This window comes from Poseidonocella sp. HB161398 (assembly GCF_005870025.1).
In the GTDB taxonomy this organism is placed as follows: Bacteria; Pseudomonadota; Alphaproteobacteria; order Rhodobacterales; family Rhodobacteraceae; genus Mangrovicoccus.
In genome coordinates, this window is sequence record NZ_VATA01000096.1 from 1 (window position 1) to 18,207 (window position 18,207).

At 71.2% G+C, this 18,207-nt stretch carries 16 protein-coding genes; 3 read left to right on the top strand and 13 right to left on the bottom strand.

Translation table 11 applies throughout. From position 1 onward, the window contains the following. The first annotated feature begins 120 nt into the window (after positions 1-120). Positions 121-654, top strand: coding sequence for an SRPBCC family protein (locus tag FGX59_RS33475; RefSeq protein ID WP_138472621.1), 534 nt, complete (start codon positions 121-123; stop codon positions 652-654). Between the two features lie 39 nt (positions 655-693). Here the strand turns inward: FGX59_RS33475 and FGX59_RS33480 are convergent, their stop codons facing one another. The 13 genes from FGX59_RS33480 to FGX59_RS33540 all read right to left on the bottom strand — a co-directional run bounded on the left by FGX59_RS33480 (position 694) and on the right by FGX59_RS33540 (position 14,768). Then, positions 694-1,620 (bottom strand): hypothetical protein, encoded by a 927-nt coding sequence (locus FGX59_RS33480; protein WP_138472623.1) that lies wholly within the window; start codon positions 1,618-1,620, stop codon positions 694-696. 151 nt (positions 1,621-1,771) lie between these two features. Further along, complete coding sequence (locus tag FGX59_RS33485) at positions 1,772-3,403, bottom strand: alpha-D-glucose phosphate-specific phosphoglucomutase (RefSeq protein WP_138472625.1); 1,632 nt, start codon at positions 3,401-3,403, stop codon at positions 1,772-1,774. Positions 3,404-3,545: 142 nt separating this feature from the next. After that, entirely contained in the window at positions 3,546-4,187 is a 642-nt protein-coding gene (locus tag FGX59_RS33490) for a glutathione S-transferase family protein (RefSeq protein WP_138472627.1), read from the bottom strand. Next, positions 4,184-5,020: an aromatic ring-hydroxylating dioxygenase subunit alpha gene (locus FGX59_RS33495; protein ID WP_138472629.1), complete on the bottom strand. Its 837-nt coding sequence runs from the start codon at positions 5,018-5,020 to the stop codon at positions 4,184-4,186. Before FGX59_RS33495 ends, FGX59_RS33490 begins: the two co-directional genes overlap by 4 nt. Further along, positions 5,017-5,625 carry a Rieske (2Fe-2S) protein gene (locus tag FGX59_RS33500; RefSeq protein WP_138472631.1) on the bottom strand — a complete coding sequence of 203 codons (609 nt, stop codon included), beginning with the start codon at positions 5,623-5,625 and terminating at the stop codon, positions 5,017-5,019. Before FGX59_RS33500 ends, FGX59_RS33495 begins: the two co-directional genes overlap by 4 nt. After that, on the bottom strand, positions 5,622-5,861 hold the full coding sequence (locus tag FGX59_RS33505) for an acylphosphatase (protein WP_138472633.1): 240 nt from the start codon (positions 5,859-5,861) through the stop codon (positions 5,622-5,624). Before FGX59_RS33505 ends, FGX59_RS33500 begins: the two co-directional genes overlap by 4 nt. 1 nt (position 5,862) lies before the next feature. After that, positions 5,863-6,345 (bottom strand): nucleoside deaminase, encoded by a 483-nt coding sequence (locus tag FGX59_RS33510; protein ID WP_138472635.1) that lies wholly within the window; start codon positions 6,343-6,345, stop codon positions 5,863-5,865. A gap of 138 nt (positions 6,346-6,483) precedes the next feature. Beyond that, on the bottom strand, positions 6,484-8,907 hold the full coding sequence (locus FGX59_RS33515; RefSeq protein ID WP_138472636.1) for a heavy metal translocating P-type ATPase: 2,424 nt from the start codon (positions 8,905-8,907) through the stop codon (positions 6,484-6,486). 142 nt (positions 8,908-9,049) lie between these two features. Beyond that, on the bottom strand, positions 9,050-10,519 hold the full coding sequence (locus FGX59_RS33520) for an aldehyde dehydrogenase family protein (RefSeq protein ID WP_138472639.1): 1,470 nt from the start codon (positions 10,517-10,519) through the stop codon (positions 9,050-9,052). Positions 10,520-10,632: 113 nt separating this feature from the next. Beyond that, positions 10,633-11,508: an NAD(P)-dependent oxidoreductase gene (locus FGX59_RS33525; RefSeq protein ID WP_138472641.1), complete on the bottom strand. Its 876-nt coding sequence runs from the start codon at positions 11,506-11,508 to the stop codon at positions 10,633-10,635. Further along, positions 11,505-12,338 carry a glycosyltransferase gene (locus FGX59_RS33530; RefSeq protein WP_370296448.1) on the bottom strand — a complete coding sequence of 278 codons (834 nt, stop codon included), beginning with the start codon at positions 12,336-12,338 and terminating at the stop codon, positions 11,505-11,507. The genes FGX59_RS33525 and FGX59_RS33530 overlap by 4 nt, the downstream gene beginning before the upstream one ends. Then, on the bottom strand, positions 12,339-13,559 hold the full coding sequence (locus FGX59_RS33535) for an NAD-dependent epimerase/dehydratase family protein (RefSeq protein WP_138472643.1): 1,221 nt from the start codon (positions 13,557-13,559) through the stop codon (positions 12,339-12,341). It abuts the gene before it with no gap. 93 nt (positions 13,560-13,652) lie between these two features. Then, complete coding sequence (locus FGX59_RS33540) at positions 13,653-14,768, bottom strand: glycosyltransferase family 2 protein (protein WP_138472645.1); 1,116 nt, start codon at positions 14,766-14,768, stop codon at positions 13,653-13,655. A gap of 217 nt (positions 14,769-14,985) precedes the next feature. On the opposite strand from FGX59_RS33540, the gene FGX59_RS33545 reads away from it, so the two are divergent. Both FGX59_RS33545 and FGX59_RS33550 read left to right on the top strand, forming a co-directional pair. Further along, a complete protein-coding gene (locus tag FGX59_RS33545; protein WP_138472647.1) occupies positions 14,986-17,283 on the top strand; it encodes a glycosyl transferase family 1 in 2,298 nt (765 codons plus the stop codon). Next, on the top strand, positions 17,280-18,089 hold the full coding sequence (locus tag FGX59_RS33550; protein WP_138472649.1) for a hypothetical protein: 810 nt from the start codon (positions 17,280-17,282) through the stop codon (positions 18,087-18,089). The genes FGX59_RS33545 and FGX59_RS33550 overlap by 4 nt, the downstream gene beginning before the upstream one ends. The last annotated feature ends 118 nt before the right edge of the window (positions 18,090-18,207 follow it).

Consider the following 18,207-nt stretch of genomic DNA (forward strand, 5'->3'; position numbering starts at 1 on the left):
CGAGGCGCATCACTGGCTCGACCGGTATTCCCGGTTCTGGACCGGACGGCTCGACGCGCTGGAGGCGCTCCTGCGCGCGGAAGACGACGACGACCCCCAGCAACAGGAAGGAGAAGAGGAATGAAGGACATGATCCAGGACGAGGCCTATGGAACCCTCACCGGCCCGACCGAACTGACCATCCGCCGCCGCCTGCCCGGACCGGCGGAGCGGATCTGGCGCTATCTCGCCGACAGCGAGCTGCGCCGCAAATGGCTGGCATCCGGCGACATGGTCCCCGAGGCCGGGCGGGACTTCACCCTGACCTGGCGCAATGACGAGCTGACCGACCCGCCGGGCGAGAGACCCGAAGGCCTCGGCGACGAGCATTCGATGGCCTGCACGGTGCTGGAGGCCGAGGAGAACCGCGTCCTGGCCTTCACCTGGGGCACCGGCAGCGAGGTGCGCATCACGCTGGAGCCGAAGGGCGAAGAGGTGCTGCTGACGCTGGTGCACCGCAAGCTCATGGACCGCGGTTCGCGGCTCGGGGTCAGCGCAGGCTGGCATGCCCATCTCGACATCCTGGCGGCGCGGCTCTCGGGGACCGATCCGGCGCCCTTCTGGGATGCCTGGCAGGGGCTGCGCGCGGATTACGACGCGCGCCTGCCGGAATGACGCCCTGCCCCCGGTTCCGGCCGGGGGCATTGCCCGCGCCTATTCGGGACGCGGCGGCGGCGGCACCGTGCCGTCGGGCCGCGGCGGCGGGGCGCTGCCGTCGAAGCCGCCCGGAGGCGGCGGCGCATCGCCCTCCATCCCGTCCGGGGGCGGCGCCATCGAGGTACTGCGGTCCGCGGTGAAATCGACCGGCACCGTCACCGTGCCGCGATAGCCCGCGGAGGGATCCCCGGCCATCACCAGCGTCTGCTGCGCCAGCTCGGCCTCGCTGTTGTCGCCGAAGACATTGTCGGTCGGAATGGTGATCCGGCCGAGGTTTCGCGTGCCGTTGGAATAGCGCGCATCCGCCTCGTAGAGCGCGCCGACCACCTTGCCCGGCATGGCGATCTGCGCGGTCAGCACGGAGGCCGTCCCGGCGACGGCCGCCTCGGCGCTCTCGAAGACCTCGAAATGGATATGCGGCCAGCGCCCGTCATAGCAGCCCGGCACGATGGTGGTGAAGCGCAGCTTGCCGTCGCCATCGGCGACACCCAGCCCGCGCAGCCAGTTGGCCTCGGGCACGTCGTAGAGCGAATAGTCGCCGATGGCGTTGCAGTGCCAGACATAGGCGGCGCGGCCCGCGAGCGGCGTGCAGCCATCGGCGTCGAGCAGCGTCAGCTCCAGCTCGAGGAGCGCGCCTTCGGCCTCGCCCTGGCCCTCGCCGAAGGAGCCGCGCAGGTCGCTGCGCAGGATGCCCTCCTGGGCGAGCGCGTTGAGCGTCTCGCCGTCGCGCGCGTTCGAGCCGTCGGCCGGATAGGGCCCCGCGGTCTCCCAGGGCAGCGCGACGCAGGAGGCGGCAGCTGCCGGAAGCCCGGAGGCCGCGCCCAGTCCCAGGCCGCCCATCATCGCCAGAAGGCGGCGGCGCCCGAGCATCCGGGGCAGGTCATGCGCAAAGCCCAGGTCGTGGTCGTGTTTCGAATGAGACATCGGTCCTTCCTCGTTGTCTTCCAGCGGCTCCCCAACCGTGTGGAAAACAAACGCATGCGGACCTGGGTTCCGTCGAGTGACTTGGCGGAAGCCGGGGCAGACAGGCGGAAGGCCGCGCCTTCCGCCCGCCCGGGGATCGGGTAATCGGGGATCAGGTGATGACGTCGGGCGCGTCGCGGCCGGTGCGGGACTTGATCTCCGCGATCGACTCGGCGGCGGCGATCACCGCGGCCAGCGCCTCCTGCGGGTCCTTGTCCATCGCCGCCGGGTCGGTCTCCACCAGCTCCAGGTAGACGCGGATCGTGGCGCCCACGGTGCCGGTGCCCGAAAGCCGGATGACGATGCGCGAGCCGCCCGCGAAGCCGATCCGCAGGCCCTGCCCTTCGGAGCGGGAGCCGTCGACCGGATCGTCATAGGCGAACTCGTCGGCCGTCTCGACGGTCAGCCCCTCGATCACGGTGCCGGGCAGCGTCGCGAACTGGCCGCGGACATGGTCCATCAGCCCGTTGGCGGCGGTGGCATCGACGCCCTCGTAGTCATGGCGCGAATAGTAGTTGCGGCCGAATTCCGCCCAATGCGCGGCCATCAGATCCTGCACCGACTTGCCCGAGCCCGCCAGCACGTTCAGCCACAGCAGCACCGCCCAGAGCCCGTCCTTCTCGCGGACATGGTCGGCGCCGGTCCCGGCGCTCTCCTCGCCGCAGAGCGTCGCCTTGCCCGCGTCGAGGAGGTTGCCGAAGAACTTCCAGCCGGTCGGCGTCTCGTAGCAGTCGAGCCCCTTGGCCGCCGCCACGCGGTCGAGCGCGCCGGAGGTCGGCATCGAGCGGGCCACCCCGGCCAGCCCGCCGGCATAGGCCGGCGCGTAATGGGCATTCGCCGCCAGCACGGCCAGCGAATCCGAGGGCGTGATGTAGATGCCCTTGCCCAGGATCATGTTGCGGTCGCCGTCGCCATCCGAGGCGGCGGCGAAATCCGGCGCGGCGCCGGACATGACCAGATCGACCAGCGGCTTGGCCCAGATCGGGTTCGGATCGGGATGGCCGCCGCCGAAATCGGGGCTCGGCACGGCATTCATCACCGTCTCGGCCGGCGCGCCGAGGCGGTTCACCAGGATCTCGGTGGCATAGGGGCCGGTGACGGCATGCATCGCGTCGAAGCGCATGGTGAAGCCGCCCGCGAACAGCGCCTTGATCGCGGCGAAGTCGAAGAGGCTCTCCATCAGCTCGGCATAGTCGGCGACCGGGTCGACGACCTCGACCGCCATGCCGCCCAGCGTGGTCTCGCCCACGGTGGACAGGTCGACATCCGCCGCCTCGAGGATCTTGTAGGCGCTGATCGTCTTGGTCGCGGCAAAGATCCTGTCCGTCACGCCCTCGGGCGCCGGGCCGCCATTGGCGGTGTTGTACTTGACGCCGAAATCCTCGTCGATGCCGCCGGGATTGTGGCTGGCGGACATGATGATCCCGCCAGAGGCCTGGCGCTTGCGGATCATGTTCGAGGCCGCCGGAGTCGACAGGATGGCATTCTGCCCGACGATGACCTTGGCCGCGCCCGAAGCCGCCGCCATGCGCAGGATGACCTGCGCCGCGCGGTCGCCGAAATAGCGGCCGTCGCCGCCCAGCACCAGCGTCTTGCCCTCGACGCCGCCGATCCCGTCCCAGATCGCCTGGACGAAGTTCTCGAGGAAATGAGGCTCCATGAACACCCGGGTCTTCTTGCGCAGACCGGAGGTGCCGGGCTTCTGGCCCTCGATCGGGGCGGTGGTGACTGTGGTGACCTGCATCGGTCCTCCTGGAATCCTACTCGTCGCAACTGGCGCTCCGCCCGAAGGCGGCACGCGTCGAAACAATAGCGCCCGAAGGCAACGGCTCAAGCGCCTTGCCCTGCGGCCAATGGGCCGGGCGCGGGATGCCGCCGGGCCGGGCTCAGCCGGCGCGCAGCTCGTGCAGCGGATGGATCCCCGGCATCGGCAGGAAGCCCGGCAGCGCGCGCAGCCGGTAGAGCCAGTGGCGCAGGAAGGGGAATTCGTCATGCAGGAGCCCGGCATCGGGGCAGAGCGCGACATCGGCGAAACAGGCGATATCGGCGATGCAGGGGTGGTCCCCGACCAGCCAGGCGCCGTCATCGACCGCGCGGATCGCCAGGTGCAGCTCCAGCTCGCGCAGGCAGGCCTCCGCCGCGGCGAGCGCGCCTTCGGGGGCGGGCATGTCGAACATCGCCTCCAGCCGCGCCGCCCCGGCCGTGGCCGAGAGCCGCTGCGAGAAGCCGAGCCACATCTGCATCTGCGCCCGCGGCGCCGGATCCTGCGGCATCCAGCCCTCGGTCACGTCGCCGGTCGCCGCGAGCCAGGTCAGGATGGCGGGCGCGCCGCAGAGCACCAGCCCCCCCGCCTCGAGCACCGGCAGCGTTCCCGCGGGCGCCAGCGCCAGGAACGCCTCCGACCGGGTCTCCTCGCCGGGATAGCTGTCGACGGCGACGCAATCGAGCGGCAGGCCGAGCAGCGCGGCCAGCAGGCGCACCTTGTAGCATTCGGCATCGAGCACATGGGTATAGAGCGTCGGGGTCATTCCGCCTCCGTCAAGGCGCCGTAGAGCGCGCCCCGCCGCTTCAGCCAGCGGCGATAGGCGACCGAGGTCAGGTCGGCGCGGGTCGGGATCTCCATCCGCGGGTCGAGCGGCAGCCCGGCGGGGATCTGGTTTTCGAGGATGGAGCGGTCCTGCAGGAAGATCTCCTGCTGGAACTGCACCAGCTCGGCCTGGCTCGACGTGTCGTCGAACAGCGCCATCCAGGGCCAGGCGATGCAGACCGTCTCGGAGACCGGCTGCACGAAGATCGCGATCACGTCCCATTCCGAGGGGCGCGGCGGGCAGGTCTTGTAGAGCACGGCGGCCATCGGATGGGGCACGCGGTACTCGTAGCGGATATCGGTGGCCCCGCCCGCGGATTTCGCCGCCTGCGGCTGGTAGAAGCTGACCTTGGTGGCCCAGACCTCGTCGACCTCCTCGCGGATCTTCACCTCGTAGGGGAAGACCTCGGTATGCGGCTCGGCGCCGAGGATGCCGGTATGGACATAGGGGAAATGGGCGATGTCGAGGAAGTTCTCCACCGCGCGCAGCGGCGAGCAGCGCACGCGCACCCCGCCGCAGGGCACGCGGCGGCGGCCGGGCTGGTCCGCCTCCTCGATGCCGAAGAGCGGCCGCGGCGCCGGGCCGAGGCAGGTCCAGACATGGTCGAAGCGGATTTCGGCGGGATAGGCCGTGCCGTCCGGGCCGGTCACCGAGGCGGTCTCGCCGTCCCAGGCGACCGACAGGTCGGTGTCGAGCAGCCGCGTCGCGCGGATCTGCGGCAGCACGGTGTCGGCCACCGGATACCAGTCGTCGAGCGCGTGCTCCCGGCTCATCCCGCCGCCTCCTCTGCCAGCCGGCGCAGCGCCTCGGTCTGGTGGATCGCGGCGATGCGGTCCGCGGCATGGAGCGGCGCGGTCAGCACATGCGCCTCGGTCCGGTCCGGGCCGAGCGGGTTCGGCGCGATCACCAGGCTCGGATGCTCGGGCAGGAAGAGGAGCGGCGCGGGCTCCAGCCCGCAGGCCCAGGCCAGCGTCGCCAGATCGCAGCGGAAGGTCAGGCTACGCAGCGGCATCACCGCAAGCGGCATGTCGGGCGGATCGGCATAGCCCTCGTCCGCCACCCAGATCACCCCGCCGGCCTCGGCCAGGTCATAGGCGGCGGCGCGGATCGTGGCGGGCGGCGCCAGATCGGGATGGGCGGGGATATGGGCACAGGCCGCCTCGGTGCCGTATTGCCAGCCGTGATAGAGGCAGGCCAGCCGCTCGCCGCGGACGAAGCCGTGGCTGAGCCGCATGCCGCGATGCGGGCAGCGGTTGTCCCAGGCCATGGCGCGGCCCGAGGCGCTGCGCCAGAGCACCAGGTCGCGCCCGCCGGCGAAGGCGCGCTGCACCCGGCCCGGCGGCAGGTCATGCGCGAGCGCGACGGGAAAGGTGGTCATGCGCCCGCCTCCGGCCGGTCGATCCGGTCGACCAGAACGCTGGCGGGGCCGAGGCTGCAGGCGGCCTCCATCGCGTCGACCAGCGGCGCGGGCCCGGCGACCGAGACGCGGATCTGGCGCGGCGAGAGCCGGGCGACCGAGATGTCGAGATCGAGCAGATGCGCGCGGTGGCGGATCCAGTCGAGGAAGCCGTCATCCTCCAGCGCGCCGGTGATCAGGAGCGGCACGGGCTGCATCTCAGCGGGTCCAGAAGGCGGCATGCTGGGCGGCGATGCGCGCCTCGAGCTCGGGGAACGGGCCGCGTACCGCGATCTGGCGCCGGCCGGCCGCGAAGACGGCGGTGCAGGGCAGATCCTGGGTCGGGTTCTGCGCGTCGTCGCCGGTCAGCTCGGCCAGGCGCTTCTCCGTCATGCCGAAGACCACGGCGCCGATCTCCGCCCAGTAGATCGTGCCCGCGCACATGGTGCAGGGCTCGACCGAGGTGTAGAGCGTGGCGCCGCGCAGCGTGGCGATGCCGTGGCGCCGCGCCGCCTCGCGCGCGAGGTTGGCCTCGGCATGGCCCGGCCCGCCATCGGTGGAATGGGTGTTCTTCGCCTCGCCGAGCACGGTGCCGTCGGCGCCGACGAGCCGCGCGCCGAACGGATGGTTGCCCTCGGCCGCAGACAGGTCGGCCAGCTCGATCGTGCGGCTGAGATGGGCAAGGTCGTCGGCGCGGTCCATGGCGGCTCTCCTGGCGGTCGCGCCTAGGCTGGCCCGCCCGGAAGCCGCCGTCAAGCGGGGCCGTCGCCGCGCGGAAGAAGGCCCGACTCGGCCGCCGTGGCACCCGGAGGCCCGCAGTCCGCCGGATCGGGCCCGCGCTCAGCCCCGCCCGGCGGCGCGGCGGAGCCGCAGCGCATTGGTCAGCACGAAGACCGAGGAGAGCGCCATCGCCCCGGCCGCGAGCATCGGCGAGAGCAGCATGCCGTTGAGCGGATAGAGCAGCCCCGCCGCCACCGGCACCAGCGCGACATTGTAGCCGAAGGCCCAGGCCAGGTTCTGGCGGATGTTGCGCAGCGTCGCGCGGCTGACCTCGAAGGCGGCCGGCACGCCCGCGAGGCTGCCCGACATCAGCACGACATCGGCGCTTTCCATCGCGACATCGGTGCCGGTGCCGAGCGCCACGCCGATATCGGCGGCGGCGAGCGCCGGGGCGTCGTTGATGCCGTCGCCGACGAAGGCGGTGCGGCCCTCGGCCTTCAGCGCCTCGAGCACGGCGCGCTTGCCCTCGGGGCGGATGCCGGCATGGACCTCGTCGATGCCCAGCTCCGCCGCCACGGCGCGGGCCGCCGCAGGGCTGTCGCCGGTGACCATCGCCAGCCGCAGGCCGTCGCGGCGGAGCCGGGCGAGCGCCTCCGCGGTATCGGGCTTCAGCCGGTCAGCCACCGAGAGCACCCCGGCCAGCGCGCCGTCGACAGCGAGATAGAGCACCGTCCGGCCCGCCGCCTCGGCCCCGGCCACAGCGCCCGACAGCCCGTCGAGCGCGATCCCGGCCATCAGCGCGGCATTCCCGGCAAGCACCTCGCGGCCGCCGACCCGGGCGCGCACGCCCTGGCCCGGCACCGCCTCGAAGGCCTCCGCCCCGGGCAGCGGGCCGGGATGGGCGCGGCGGATCGCGGCGGCGACGGGATGCTCGGAGCCCTCCTCGGCGGCGGCGGCCAGCGGCAGCAGCGTCTCGCGGCTCCAGCCCGGGGCGCAGTCGACCGAAACCAGTTCGGGCCGTCCTTCCGTCAGCGTGCCGGTCTTGTCGAAGGCGACGATCTGCGCGCCCGCGAGCGACTGCAGCGCATCGCCCCGGCGGAAGAGCACGCCGAGCTCGGCCGCGCGGCCGGTGCCCACCATGATCGAGACCGGCGTGGCGAGGCCCATCGCGCAGGGGCAGGCGACGATCAGCACCGCCACCCCGGCGACCAGCGCATGGGCAATCCGCGGCTCGGGGCCGAAAGCCAGCCATGCGAGGATGGTCAGAAGGGCGATGCCGAGGATCGCGGGCACGAACCACAGCGTCACCCGGTTCACCAGCGCCTGGATCGGCAGCCGCGCGCCCTGCGCTTCCTCGACCATGGCGATGATCCGGCTGAGCACCGTGTCGGCGCCGACCGCGGTGGCGCGGACCACCAGCGCGCCAGTGCCGTTGACGGTGCCGCCGGTCACCGCCGCGCCCGGCCCCTTGGCCACCGGCAGCGGTTCGCCCGTCAGCATGGACTCGTCGACATGGCTGGCGCCCTCGGCCACCTCGCCATCGACCGGCAGCCGCTCGCCCGGGCGCACGCGCAGGAGGTCGCCCGCGATCACCTGGACCAGCGGCAGCGCCTCTTCGCTGCCATCAGGACGCAGCCGGTTCGCGGTGGCCGGGCGCAGGTCGCTCAGCCGGGCGATGGCGGCGCCGGTGCGGCCGCGGGCGCGGGCCTCGAGCCAGCGGCCGAGCAGGATCAGCGTCACGATCACCGCGGCGGCCTCGAAATAGACCTCGCGCGCGGCGTCGGGCAAGAGGCCCGGCAGGAAGAGCGCCACGGTGGAATAGGCCCAGGCGGCGGTGGTGCCGAGCGCGACCAGCGCGTTCATGTCGGGCGCGCCGCGGAAGAGCCCGGGCCAGCCCTTGGCGTGGAAGCGGCGGCCGGGGCCGATCAGCACCAGCGTCGCCAGCACGAACTGGATGGTCCAGTTCGCCCGCGTGCCGATCGCCATCTCGATCCAGTGATGCACCGCCGGGATCATGTGCCCGCCCATCGCCAGCAGGAAGACCGGCAGGCTGAGCGCCGCGGAGACCGCCAGGTCGCGGCGCAGCGCCTCCGTCTCGCCGCCATCGCCCGCCGGGCGCGGCGCGTCGAAGCTGGCCGGGCGGGCGGGATAGCCCGCCTTGGTCACCGTCGCGGCGAGATCCTGCGCCCCGGCCGCGCCCTCGAGCAGCTCGACCACCGCCCGCGCGCCGGCCAGGTTGACCGAGGCCGAGACCACGCCCGGCACCGCCTCCAGCGCCTTGGCCACCCGCGCCGAGCACATGCCGCAGCTCATCTCGTCGATATCGAGCACGACCCGCGCGGTCTCGGCCGGATAGCCAGCCTCGCTCAGCGCCGTGGTCCAGTCGGCCACGCGCCCGCCCGAAACCTGCGCGGTATGGGTCGCGAGGTTGACCTGCGCGGCCTCCACCCCGGGCACCGCGGCAAGCGCCTTCTCGGCACGGCTGGCGCAGGCGCCGCAATTGAGGCCGGTGAGGCGGAAACTGACGGGATCATGCAGCGACATCGGACGGGCTCCTCGGAACGGATCGCGGGCGGCGCCCGCATGGCGCTAGATAGCACCTGCGACGGAGCCTTTCCCGTGCCAATCGGCCCCTCCCGCGCTGGAAGGTCAGATCACAAATCCGTGATGGCCCGCGGCGCGCCGGTCAGAGCGGGTCGAGCCCGCTGACCGATTTGACCACCTGGAAGGCGCGGATGCCCCAGATGCCGGCCTCGCGGCCATAGCCCGACTGGCGGACGCCGCCGAAAGGCGCGCCCTCGGCGCGGCTGCGGCCGTTGATCTGCACCATGCCGACCCTCAGCCCCTGGGCGACGCGGCGCTGGCGTGCCGGATCGGCGGTCTGCAGGTAGCCCGCCAGCCCGTACTCGCCCTCATTGGCCAGCCGGACCGCCTCTGCCTCGTCCTCGAAGGGCGTGATCGACAGGACCGGGCCGAAGACCTCCTCGCGGAAAAGCCGCATGCCGGGCGCGACATCGGCAAAGACCGTCGGGCGCGGATACCAGCCGCGCTCGAAGCCCTCCGCCCGGCCGGGACCGCCCGATACCAGCCGCGCGCCGTCTTCCAGCGCCGCCTCGATATGGGCCTGGACGCGGTCGTACTGCGCCTGCGAGACCAGCGGGCCCAGATGGCCGCCGCGGGTTGCGGGCGCGCCCATCACCCAGGAGGCCGCCTCTTCGGCCGCCAGCTCCACTGCCGCGTCATAGACCTCGCGCGCGACCAGCATGCGCGAGGCGGCGTTGCAGGACTGGCCGGAATTGCGGAAGCAATGCGCCACCCCCTGCCGGACCGCCAGCGCCAGATCGCAATCGGCGAAAAGCAGGTTTGCGGATTTCCCGCCGAGCTCCAGCAGCGCGGGCACCAGATTGGCCCCCGCCGCCGCCGCAATGCCGCGGCCGACCGAGGTGGAACCGGTGAAGCTGACAATGTCGATCCCCGGATGCGCCGCCAGCAGCCGCCCGGTCTCGCCGTCGCCAGCGAGCAGGGTGAAGAGCCCCTCCGGCGCCCCGGCCGCCTCCATGCAGTCCGCGAAGATCAGCGCGGCGGAGGTGGAGAGCTCCGAGGGTTTCAGGATCATCGCGCAGCCCGCGGCCAGCGCGCCGCCGACCTTCAGCGCGACCTGGTTCAGGGGCCAGTTCCAGGGCGTGATCAGCGCCGCGACCCCGGCGGGGACGTGATGGACCTCGTGCCCGCCCGGCGCGATCTCGTCGCGGTCGGACATGGCGCGCAGCGCGTTCAGCGTGGCGCGCAGGTGGTCGCAGGCGGCCTCGACCTGCTTCTCGCGGGCGAAATCGATCGGCGAGCCCATGTCGCGGGAAATCGCCTGGGCCATCTCCTCGCGCCGCGCCCCGATCTCCGCGATCAGCCGCTCGAGGATCGCCGCGCGGTCGCCCTGCCCGATCGCGCCGCGTGCCCGGGCCACGGCCCGCTCGACCTCGGCTGCGCGCGACAGCGGCAGGAGCGCCCGGGGCGCCTCGGTCGCGGGATCGGCCAGAACCAGGCGCGGCCGGGCGGGATCTGCCCAGGCCCGCGCAGACGGCAGCACGGCGCCGCCGCCCCGGCGGGGCAGGACAGGCAGGCCGGTCGCGGCCGCGGCGGTGATCAGGGTGTCGTCCATCAGGGGAATCCGGCTCGCAAGGTCCTTGGGATAAAGGACGTCCGGGCCGCAAGGTCAAGCCGGGCGGCGGAATTGCCGGCAATTGTGACCGTCCTGCCCCCGAAAGGCTGCCGTCAGGCCCGCGCCGCTGCCGCGCCGAGCATCGCGGGCAGTTCGTCTTGCAGCCGCTCCGCGCCGCGCGGCGCCCAGCCGAGCGCGCGCAGCCGGGCGCAGTCCATCGCGCTGACCAGCGCCGCATCGGCCCGCGCGGGCAGCGGCAGGTCGCGCCCGGTGGCGGCATTGACCGCGGCCAGCAGGTCGCGCCGGTCGAGCAGCAGGTCCGAGGCGTTCCAGACGCCGCTCCGCCCCGCCACCAGCCGCACCGCCGCCGCCAGATCGGCCCCGTGCAGCTCGGTCGCCACCCGCGGCGTCACCGCCTGCCCCGCCAGGTGGTCGGCGAAAAGCCCGGCCCATTTCTGCCCCGGCCCGGCGCCGAAGACCCCGGTCGCCCGCAGCGACGCCGCCGCGAAATCCGGGCCCGCCATCGCCGCGAGCCCCTCTTCCACCTCAAGCTTCGCCGCGCCGTAGAGCGTGTCCGGCCGCGCGGGCAGGTCCTCGCGCAGCAGCGTGCCGGGGGGATAGGCGCCGTAGACGGCGCGCGAGGACAGGAAGACCGCCGCGCGCACCCCCGCCGCCCGCGCCGTCTGGAAAAGCAACAGCGACCCCTCGACATTGCGCGCCCGGAAGCCCGCCGGATCACCGCCCTCGCCGCCGCGGTAGCGGCCGGGCAGATGGTCGAAGGCGCAATGAACCAGGCAGTCGACGCCGGAGACATCCGTCTCCGCCGCCCGGTCGAGCAGGACTGGCCGGACCTCGACCGGCCGGGAGAAGGGCGGATCGGGCAGCCGGGTCCGGCTCAGGACCACGACCTCCTCGCCCGCCGCCAGCAGATCCTCGACGATGAACCGCCCCACCAGCCCGGTCCCGCCGGTGACCGCCCAGACCGTCATGGCCGCGGCAGGCTTTCGAGAGGCGGCATGTCGCCCCCGGCCTCGATCCGCTGCCACAATCCGATCAGCGGCGCCAGCTCGCGCGCCTTGGGATGCGGGTCCTGCCAGGGCTTCTCGTACTGGAAATGCAGGATGCGGATCTGCGCCCAGTCCCAGAGCTCGGGCATCGCGAACCAGACATATTGCAGCATGTTGTAATAGACCGGCAGCCCGTGCCAGTCCGGGAAGAAGCTCTGAAGGAAGGTCTGGTCTGTGCGCCGCCAGAAGGCCCCGGGCGCGTCGAGCGCCTCCGCCATCGCGGCGAAGGTCGCCTCCGAGGGCCGCGCGGTGAAGACCCCCGAATTCATCCGGCCGAAATCGGCAAGGCTCTCATAGACATTCGGCGCCGCGCAGAATTCCGGATAGCCGAAGAGCTTGTCGCAATTCTGCACCGCGATCGCGTCGGCATCGATGAAGACGACCGCGCTGTACTCCGTCAGCTGCCACAGCCGGAGCTTGGCGAAATTGTCCAGCGGCGTATGGAAGGACGGCTTCTCCCCTTTGGTGAAGGGCGCCGCGCCATGCAGCGCCTTGCGCGCATGGGCGGCGTTGAACGCCTCCGAGGTCTCCAGCAGATCGGTGCGCACCAGCCGCGCGCCAAGCGCGCGCAGCGGGTCGAGATCGGCATCGGCCACGCCCCCGGTGAAAAGCACCACGCAATCCGCCTGGGTGCCGGTCAGCCGCAGCGACCGGACCAGCGCCGCCGCCCCGCGGGCGTAATCGGCATTGGTCACCAGCGTCACATAGGCATGTTCGGACAGCGGGGGCGTGCCTGCCAGCAGGCCCGACACTCAGCTGACCTCGCGCAGCGCCTTGCCCTCGGGATCGCGGTCGACCCGCGCGCCGAGCTCCTTGGTCCAGCCCGACACCGCCGGAACGCGCGAGCGGTCGACGCGATGGGCGAATTTCTTCGCCACCTCGACCACTTCCTCGAGCAGTCCCTCGGCCAGCGTGGTCGGGTTCAGCCCGAGCTCCAGGAACTGGTCGTTCTTCACGATCAGCTCGTTCTCGGCGGCTTCCTTGCGCGGGTTCGGCAGGTAGGACACCTTGGCCCCGGTCATCTTCGCGATCATCTCGGCCAGGTCGCGGACCCGGTGGGTCTCGGTCATCTGGTTGAAGATCTTCACCCTTTCGCCGCGCGCGGGCGCGTCGCCGAGCGCCAGCTCGATGCAGCGCACCGAATCCTGCACATGGATGAAGGCCCGCGTCTGCCCGCCAGTGCCGTGCACGGTCAGCGGATAGCCGATCGCCGCCTGGATCAGGAAGCGGTTCAGCACCGTGCCGTAATCGCCGTCATAGTCGAAACGGTTGATCAGCTGCGCATGACGCCGCGTCTGGTCGGTATGGGTGCCCCAGACGATGCCCTGGTGCAGGTCGGTGATCCGCAGGCCGTCATTCTGGGCGTAGAACTGGAAGAGGATCTGATCGAGCGACTTGGTCATGTGGTAGACCGAGCCCGGACGCGTCGGGTAGAGGATCTCCTGCTCGACCTTCTGGCCGTCGAGCCGCTCGATATCGACCGGCAGATAGCCCTCGGGGATCGCCGCGCCGATGGTCGAATAGCCGTAGACCCCCATCGTGCCCAGATGGACCAGATGCGCGTCAACCCCGGTTTCCACCATCGCCGCCAGCACGTTATGCGTCGCGCTGACATTGTTGTTGACGGTATAGACCTTGTGGCGGTCGGTCTTCATCGAATAGGGCGCGGCGCGCTGCTCGGCGAAATGGATGATCGCGTCAGGCCGGTGCCCGGTCAGCCAGGCCTTGAAGATCTCGTAGTCCTTGGCGACGTCGATCAGGTGGAAATGGATCCGCCGCCCTGTCACCTCGTGCCAGATCCGGCAGCGCTCCTGCACGCTGTCCATCGGGGTGAGCGACTGCACGCCCAGCTCGGTGTCGATCCAGCGGCGCGACAGGTTGTCGATGATATGGACCTCATGGCCCGCCTCCGACAGGTGCAGCACCGTCGGCCAGCCGACGAACCCGTCTCCACCCAGAACTGCAATGCGCATGCGTCGTCTCCCCGATAGTCGCTTGCCGGTTTCGGGGACTAATGTAGCCTTGGCGTGACGATTTTGCGACGGCTGCGGCGCGACATAATCGTCTCACCCCGCCGGAACCGGCGGCGGCAGGCCGGATTCCGCCGGGACCGGCACCGGACAGGGCGCCCCCGCAGGCAGAGCGCGGATGCGGGGACGGCGGCCGAGCGCGCCGAACGGATTCCAGCTCATCACCCGCCAGATCTGGCGCGGCGGCAGCAGCGGCGGCGCCAGCTGCCGCCGCTGGCCCAGCGTTGCCGGAAGCTGCCGCAGCCCCTCTGCCAGCCCGCCCAGCACCGCGCGGCCGCGGCGGTGGCGCAGCCCCTGGAGGACCGACAGGCCCAGCCCCAGCCCGAAGAGCGGCCAGGTCGCCAGGAGCAGCAGGAGCGGCGTGTTGCGCAGATAGAGATGCAGGCGGTTGCGGCTGCTGATCCGCATCGTCCAGTCGCTGACCGGCCCCGAGCAGCCGCCTCCGCGATGCAGGATCCGCGCCGAGGGCACGAAGAGGCAGTCATGCCCGGCCAGCCTTGCGCGATAGGCGAAATCCACGTCCTCGAGATAGCAGAAGAAGCTTTCCTCGAAGCCGCCGAGCTCCTGGAAGACGCGGCGCGAGATGAAGGCCCCGGCCGCGCAGGCCGCGAAGCAGCGCCCTTCCCGCGGCATCCCCGCGACCGGCCGCCCGTGGCCGCCGCGCCAGGCCAGCCCGGTCACCGAATAGACATCGCCCGCCCCGTCGATCATCGCGGGCCGGTCCATCAGCGCCTGGGCGGAGGCGAAGATCGCGCAGTCCGGATGGCGCGCCGCCGCCGCCGAGAGCGCCTCCAGCCAGTCGGGCGCCGCCGCCGCGTCGCAGTTCAGCATCGCCAGCCACTCGGCCCGCGCAATCCGCGCCGCGGCGTTCGAGGCGGCCGCGAATCCGCGGTTGTCCGACAGGCAGACCAGCCTGATCGCCGGATGCCGCTGCCAGTCGACCAGCCCCAGCGAGCCGTCGGTCGAGCCGTTGTCGACCACCACGATCTCGTCCGGCGGGCGGCTCTGCGCGGCCAGCGACTGCAGCGCCTGCGAGAGCTGCGAACCGGAATTGTAGTTCACCAGAATCGCCGCAATCGTCCCCGGCACCCCCGCGGCAGGGGCGGGCGGATCGGCGGATCGGGGCGGGAGGCAGGGAGTCGGACTGGACATGCCCTCCTGCCTAGACGGAGAGGCCTAAGGGAAATTTAAGGCTTTTACCTTTTTCTTGCCGGAGCGGTCGGCCAGGGCGGACCGGCATCCCGGACCAACGGCCCGACCCGGCGGCCCGGACTGAACGTATCGAAAAGGGTTTGAGAGTGCAGCCAGATTACCGCCGTCCTTCCGTCTCCGGGCCCCGCAGCCCGGACCTGCCGCCCCGATGCGCCAAATGACAGCACGGGTGCCCACCGTGCAGGTCGTGATGGCCGTCTACGATCCGCAGCCGCGCCATCTGGCGGAACAGATCGCCTCCCTGGCCGCGCAGAGCGGGGTCTTGCTGCGGCTGCATGCGGTGATCGCCGACCTGCGCTCGGGCAAGCTGGTGCAGCGCGCCGTCCGCGATGCCGGGATCGAGGCGGAGCTGCACCTGCCGCCGCGGGCCCTGAACGCCGTCGCGGCCTTTGCCTTCGGCCTGGAAGCCGCGCTGGGAAAGGCGGGAAAGGGCGATTTCTTCGCGCTCTGCGACCAGGACGACCGCTGGCACGCCGACAAGCTGGAACGCTCGATCGAGGCGCTGCGCGCCACCCCGGGCTGCCACCTGGTGCATACCGACGCGCGGCTGGTCGATGCCGAAGGCGCGCTGATCGCGCCGTCGCTTTTCGCGCGGGAGAACCGCGCCCCGGCCTCCGGCCTGCGCCGCCTGCTCTACCGCAACAATGTCACCGGCATGACCGCGGTCTTCACCAGCGACGTGGCCACCCATGCCCTGCCCTTCCCGCAGCAGGCCGGGCTCTTCTACTACCATGATCTCTGGATCGGGCTGATCGCCGCCGCCAAGGGGCCGGTGCGGGTCCTGCGCCGGGCGACGGTCGACTACCGGCAGCATGGCGGCAATGCCGTCGGCTGCACCACCGGCCGCAGCGCGCAGCGTTTTCCCAGCCGCGCCTGGCTGCGCCACCGCTTCGCCAGCTTCTCGCTGGCCTGCTACCTGGCGAAATCGCTGGTGCTGCGCGCTGACCAGATCGCGATGAGCGAACCTGCCGCATTCGACCGGCGGCGGATGCGCTGCCTGCGCCCCTATCTGCGCCATTACGGCCCGGGCTTCGCCTTCTTCGGCGACGCGATCGGCTATGCGCTGCGCGGCTACCGAGAACTGGCGGATCACGCGATGAGCCAGGGGGTGGTCAAGGCCGGACGGCTGGTCTGGGCCGCGCGCCGGATGCTGCGGCTCGATCTCAGCAACCGGCTGAAGGAATTCGACGACCTGGGCTACAGCATGGCCCCGGGTGCGGTGCCCAGAGGCGGCGGCAGCGGGATCGGACCGGCCGCGGCAGGACGGGCCTGGCAGGCCTATGCCGATCCGCGGATGACGCCGCGCTGGCGCCCCCGGGCCGTGCCGGCGCGTCCGGCGGGCTGCACGGTCCTCATCCCCACGCTGAACCCGACCGAGATCTTCGCCGGCGTGGCCACGGCGCTGCAGCTGGGCATCAGCCTCGCCGAGCGCGGCTGCCCGGTCCGCTTCATTGCCACCGACCTGCCGGTGCTCAGCGCCCATGCCAGCCGCAATTTCATCGGCGAGCGCATCACGCCGGGCCTGCGCGACAGCGCGCTCGGCCGGATCGAGATCCAGTGCGGCGTCACCGCCGACGAGATCGGCTTCGCCCCGACCGAGATGATCATCGCTACCGCCTGGTGGACCGCCCATGTCGCGCAGACGGTCCTGGCCCAGCCGGGAATGCAGACAAGCCGGTTCCACTACCTGATCCAGGACTACGAGCCGAATTTCTACGCCTGGGGCACCGAATTCGCCGCCGCGATGCAGAGCTATGCGATGCCCTGCATCCCGATCTTCAACACCACGCTCCTGCGCGACTATTTCACGGCGCTCGGGCACCGATTCGGCGCGGCCCCTGCCCTGGCCTTCCGGCCCTCGATCGATATCGGCCGCTATGCCGGGCTGGACCGGCTGGAGGCGCGCCGCAAGCGCCGGATCGCGATCTATGGCCGGCCGGAAGTGCCGCGCAACATGTTCCCGGTCTGCATCGAGGCGCTCGCCGCCTTCGCCAAGTCGCAGCGGCTGACGCCCGAATCGGCCGAGATCGTGTCGGTCGGCCTGGCGCATGACCCGATCCAGCTTCCCGGCGGGCTGGAGGTCCAGAGCCTGGGCAAGCTGTCGATGGATGAATACCCCGTCTTTCTGACGACGGTCGATCTCGGCCTGTCGCTGATGTACTCGCCGCATCCGAGCCATCTGCCGCTGGAAATGGCGGCGGCCGGGGTGCGGGTTGTCACCAATAGCTTCGGTCCGAAGGACCTGTCGCGCTTCAGCCCGCTGATCCGCTCGACAGACCCAGAGCCCACGGCCCTGGCCCGCGCCCTGGCCGCGGCTTGGAGCGAGGCGGGAACGCCGGTTCCTCCGGGCGCGCGCCAGATCGACCTCTCGCCACTCGGGCAGAGCCTCGAGGATGTCGCAGCTGCACTTCTGCCCGCAGCGGCGGCAGCAAGCGGATCGAGGCGGGTGGCATGACGCGGCACCTGATCCTCCATGTCGGCTCGCCGAAATGCGGGTCCACCTATCTGCAACGGGTGATGGTCGCCAATCGCGCCAGGCTCGCGGAAGAGGGCATCGTCTATCCGGATCCCGGCACATCGCATCCCGGCAACGGCCTGCGTCTCCTCGATATCACGGGCGAAGGCATGGACGGGATGTTCGGAAATGCCCATACCGTCATCCTCTCGCACGAGGACCTGATCTCGATGGGCCCGCGCATGGGGCATCTGCCGGAGGCCTGCGCGGCCGCGCAGGCCGCAATGACCGTCCTGGTCTTCCTGCGGCCCTTCTCGGAATTCATCTACGGCGACTATTCGCAGTACATGAAGCAGAATTTCGACCGGTATCTCGAGGAGGGACGCGCCTATGAGGGACAGAGCTTCGAGGAGTTCGCCGTCACCCGCCGCAGCCAGGTCACGCCGCTAGCCTGGCTGAAGGCCTGGCAGAAGACCACTCCGACGCCGCTGCGGATCGCGCAGCACCGCCAGATCAGGACGACGCTGGAAGACCTCGCCGGAAAGGTCCCGATCCAATGGGAGGTCGAGACGTCCCGCGCCAATCCCTCTCTGCGGGTCGCCGATTGCGAGGACATCGCCCATGCCATCGCCGGCGGGCTGCCCCGCAGCAAGATCCGAGACATGTTCAAGCTCGCCTTCACCAAGACGGGGCTTTCCGATCACGGGAAGACCATGGAGCGGACGAAATGGCTAGAGGCCCTCTTCAAGGTTCAGAACGACAATATAAGGGAAGTCTTCCAGTTCGAAAATCTCAGGGCCGCGTAAGGCGGCCACCTTGGCCCGGCTGCCTGCGCGGCCCGACGGATGCCGCCTTCTGTTCCCTGCCTATCCGGCGCTATGCACAAGACGGGAGACTGCGGAACAGTGTTGTCATTTGCGGGAA

Coding starts and splice junctions, on each gene's coding strand:
- FGX59_RS33545 (WP_138472647.1), top strand. CDS start 14,986: ATGACAGCACGGGTGCCCACCGTGCAGGTCGTGATGGCCGTCTACGAT.
- FGX59_RS33510 (WP_138472635.1), bottom strand. CDS start 6,345: ATGGACCGCGCCGACGACCTTGCCCATCTCAGCCGCACGATCGAGCTG.
- FGX59_RS33515 (WP_138472636.1), bottom strand. CDS start 8,907: ATGTCGCTGCATGATCCCGTCAGTTTCCGCCTCACCGGCCTCAATTGC.
- FGX59_RS33520 (WP_138472639.1), bottom strand. CDS start 10,519: ATGGACGACACCCTGATCACCGCCGCGGCCGCGACCGGCCTGCCTGTC.
- FGX59_RS33540 (WP_138472645.1), bottom strand. CDS start 14,768: ATGTCCAGTCCGACTCCCTGCCTCCCGCCCCGATCCGCCGATCCGCCC.
- FGX59_RS33500 (WP_138472631.1), bottom strand. CDS start 5,625: ATGACCACCTTTCCCGTCGCGCTCGCGCATGACCTGCCGCCGGGCCGG.
- FGX59_RS33495 (WP_138472629.1), bottom strand. CDS start 5,020: ATGAGCCGGGAGCACGCGCTCGACGACTGGTATCCGGTGGCCGACACC.
- FGX59_RS33475 (WP_138472621.1), top strand. CDS start 121: ATGAAGGACATGATCCAGGACGAGGCCTATGGAACCCTCACCGGCCCG.
- FGX59_RS33535 (WP_138472643.1), bottom strand. CDS start 13,559: ATGCGCATTGCAGTTCTGGGTGGAGACGGGTTCGTCGGCTGGCCGACG.
- FGX59_RS33505 (WP_138472633.1), bottom strand. CDS start 5,861: ATGCAGCCCGTGCCGCTCCTGATCACCGGCGCGCTGGAGGATGACGGC.
- FGX59_RS33550 (WP_138472649.1), top strand. CDS start 17,280: ATGACGCGGCACCTGATCCTCCATGTCGGCTCGCCGAAATGCGGGTCC.
- FGX59_RS33490 (WP_138472627.1), bottom strand. CDS start 4,187: ATGACCCCGACGCTCTATACCCATGTGCTCGATGCCGAATGCTACAAG.
- FGX59_RS33485 (WP_138472625.1), bottom strand. CDS start 3,403: ATGCAGGTCACCACAGTCACCACCGCCCCGATCGAGGGCCAGAAGCCC.
- FGX59_RS33525 (WP_138472641.1), bottom strand. CDS start 11,508: ATGACGGTCTGGGCGGTCACCGGCGGGACCGGGCTGGTGGGGCGGTTC.
- FGX59_RS33480 (WP_138472623.1), bottom strand. CDS start 1,620: ATGTCTCATTCGAAACACGACCACGACCTGGGCTTTGCGCATGACCTG.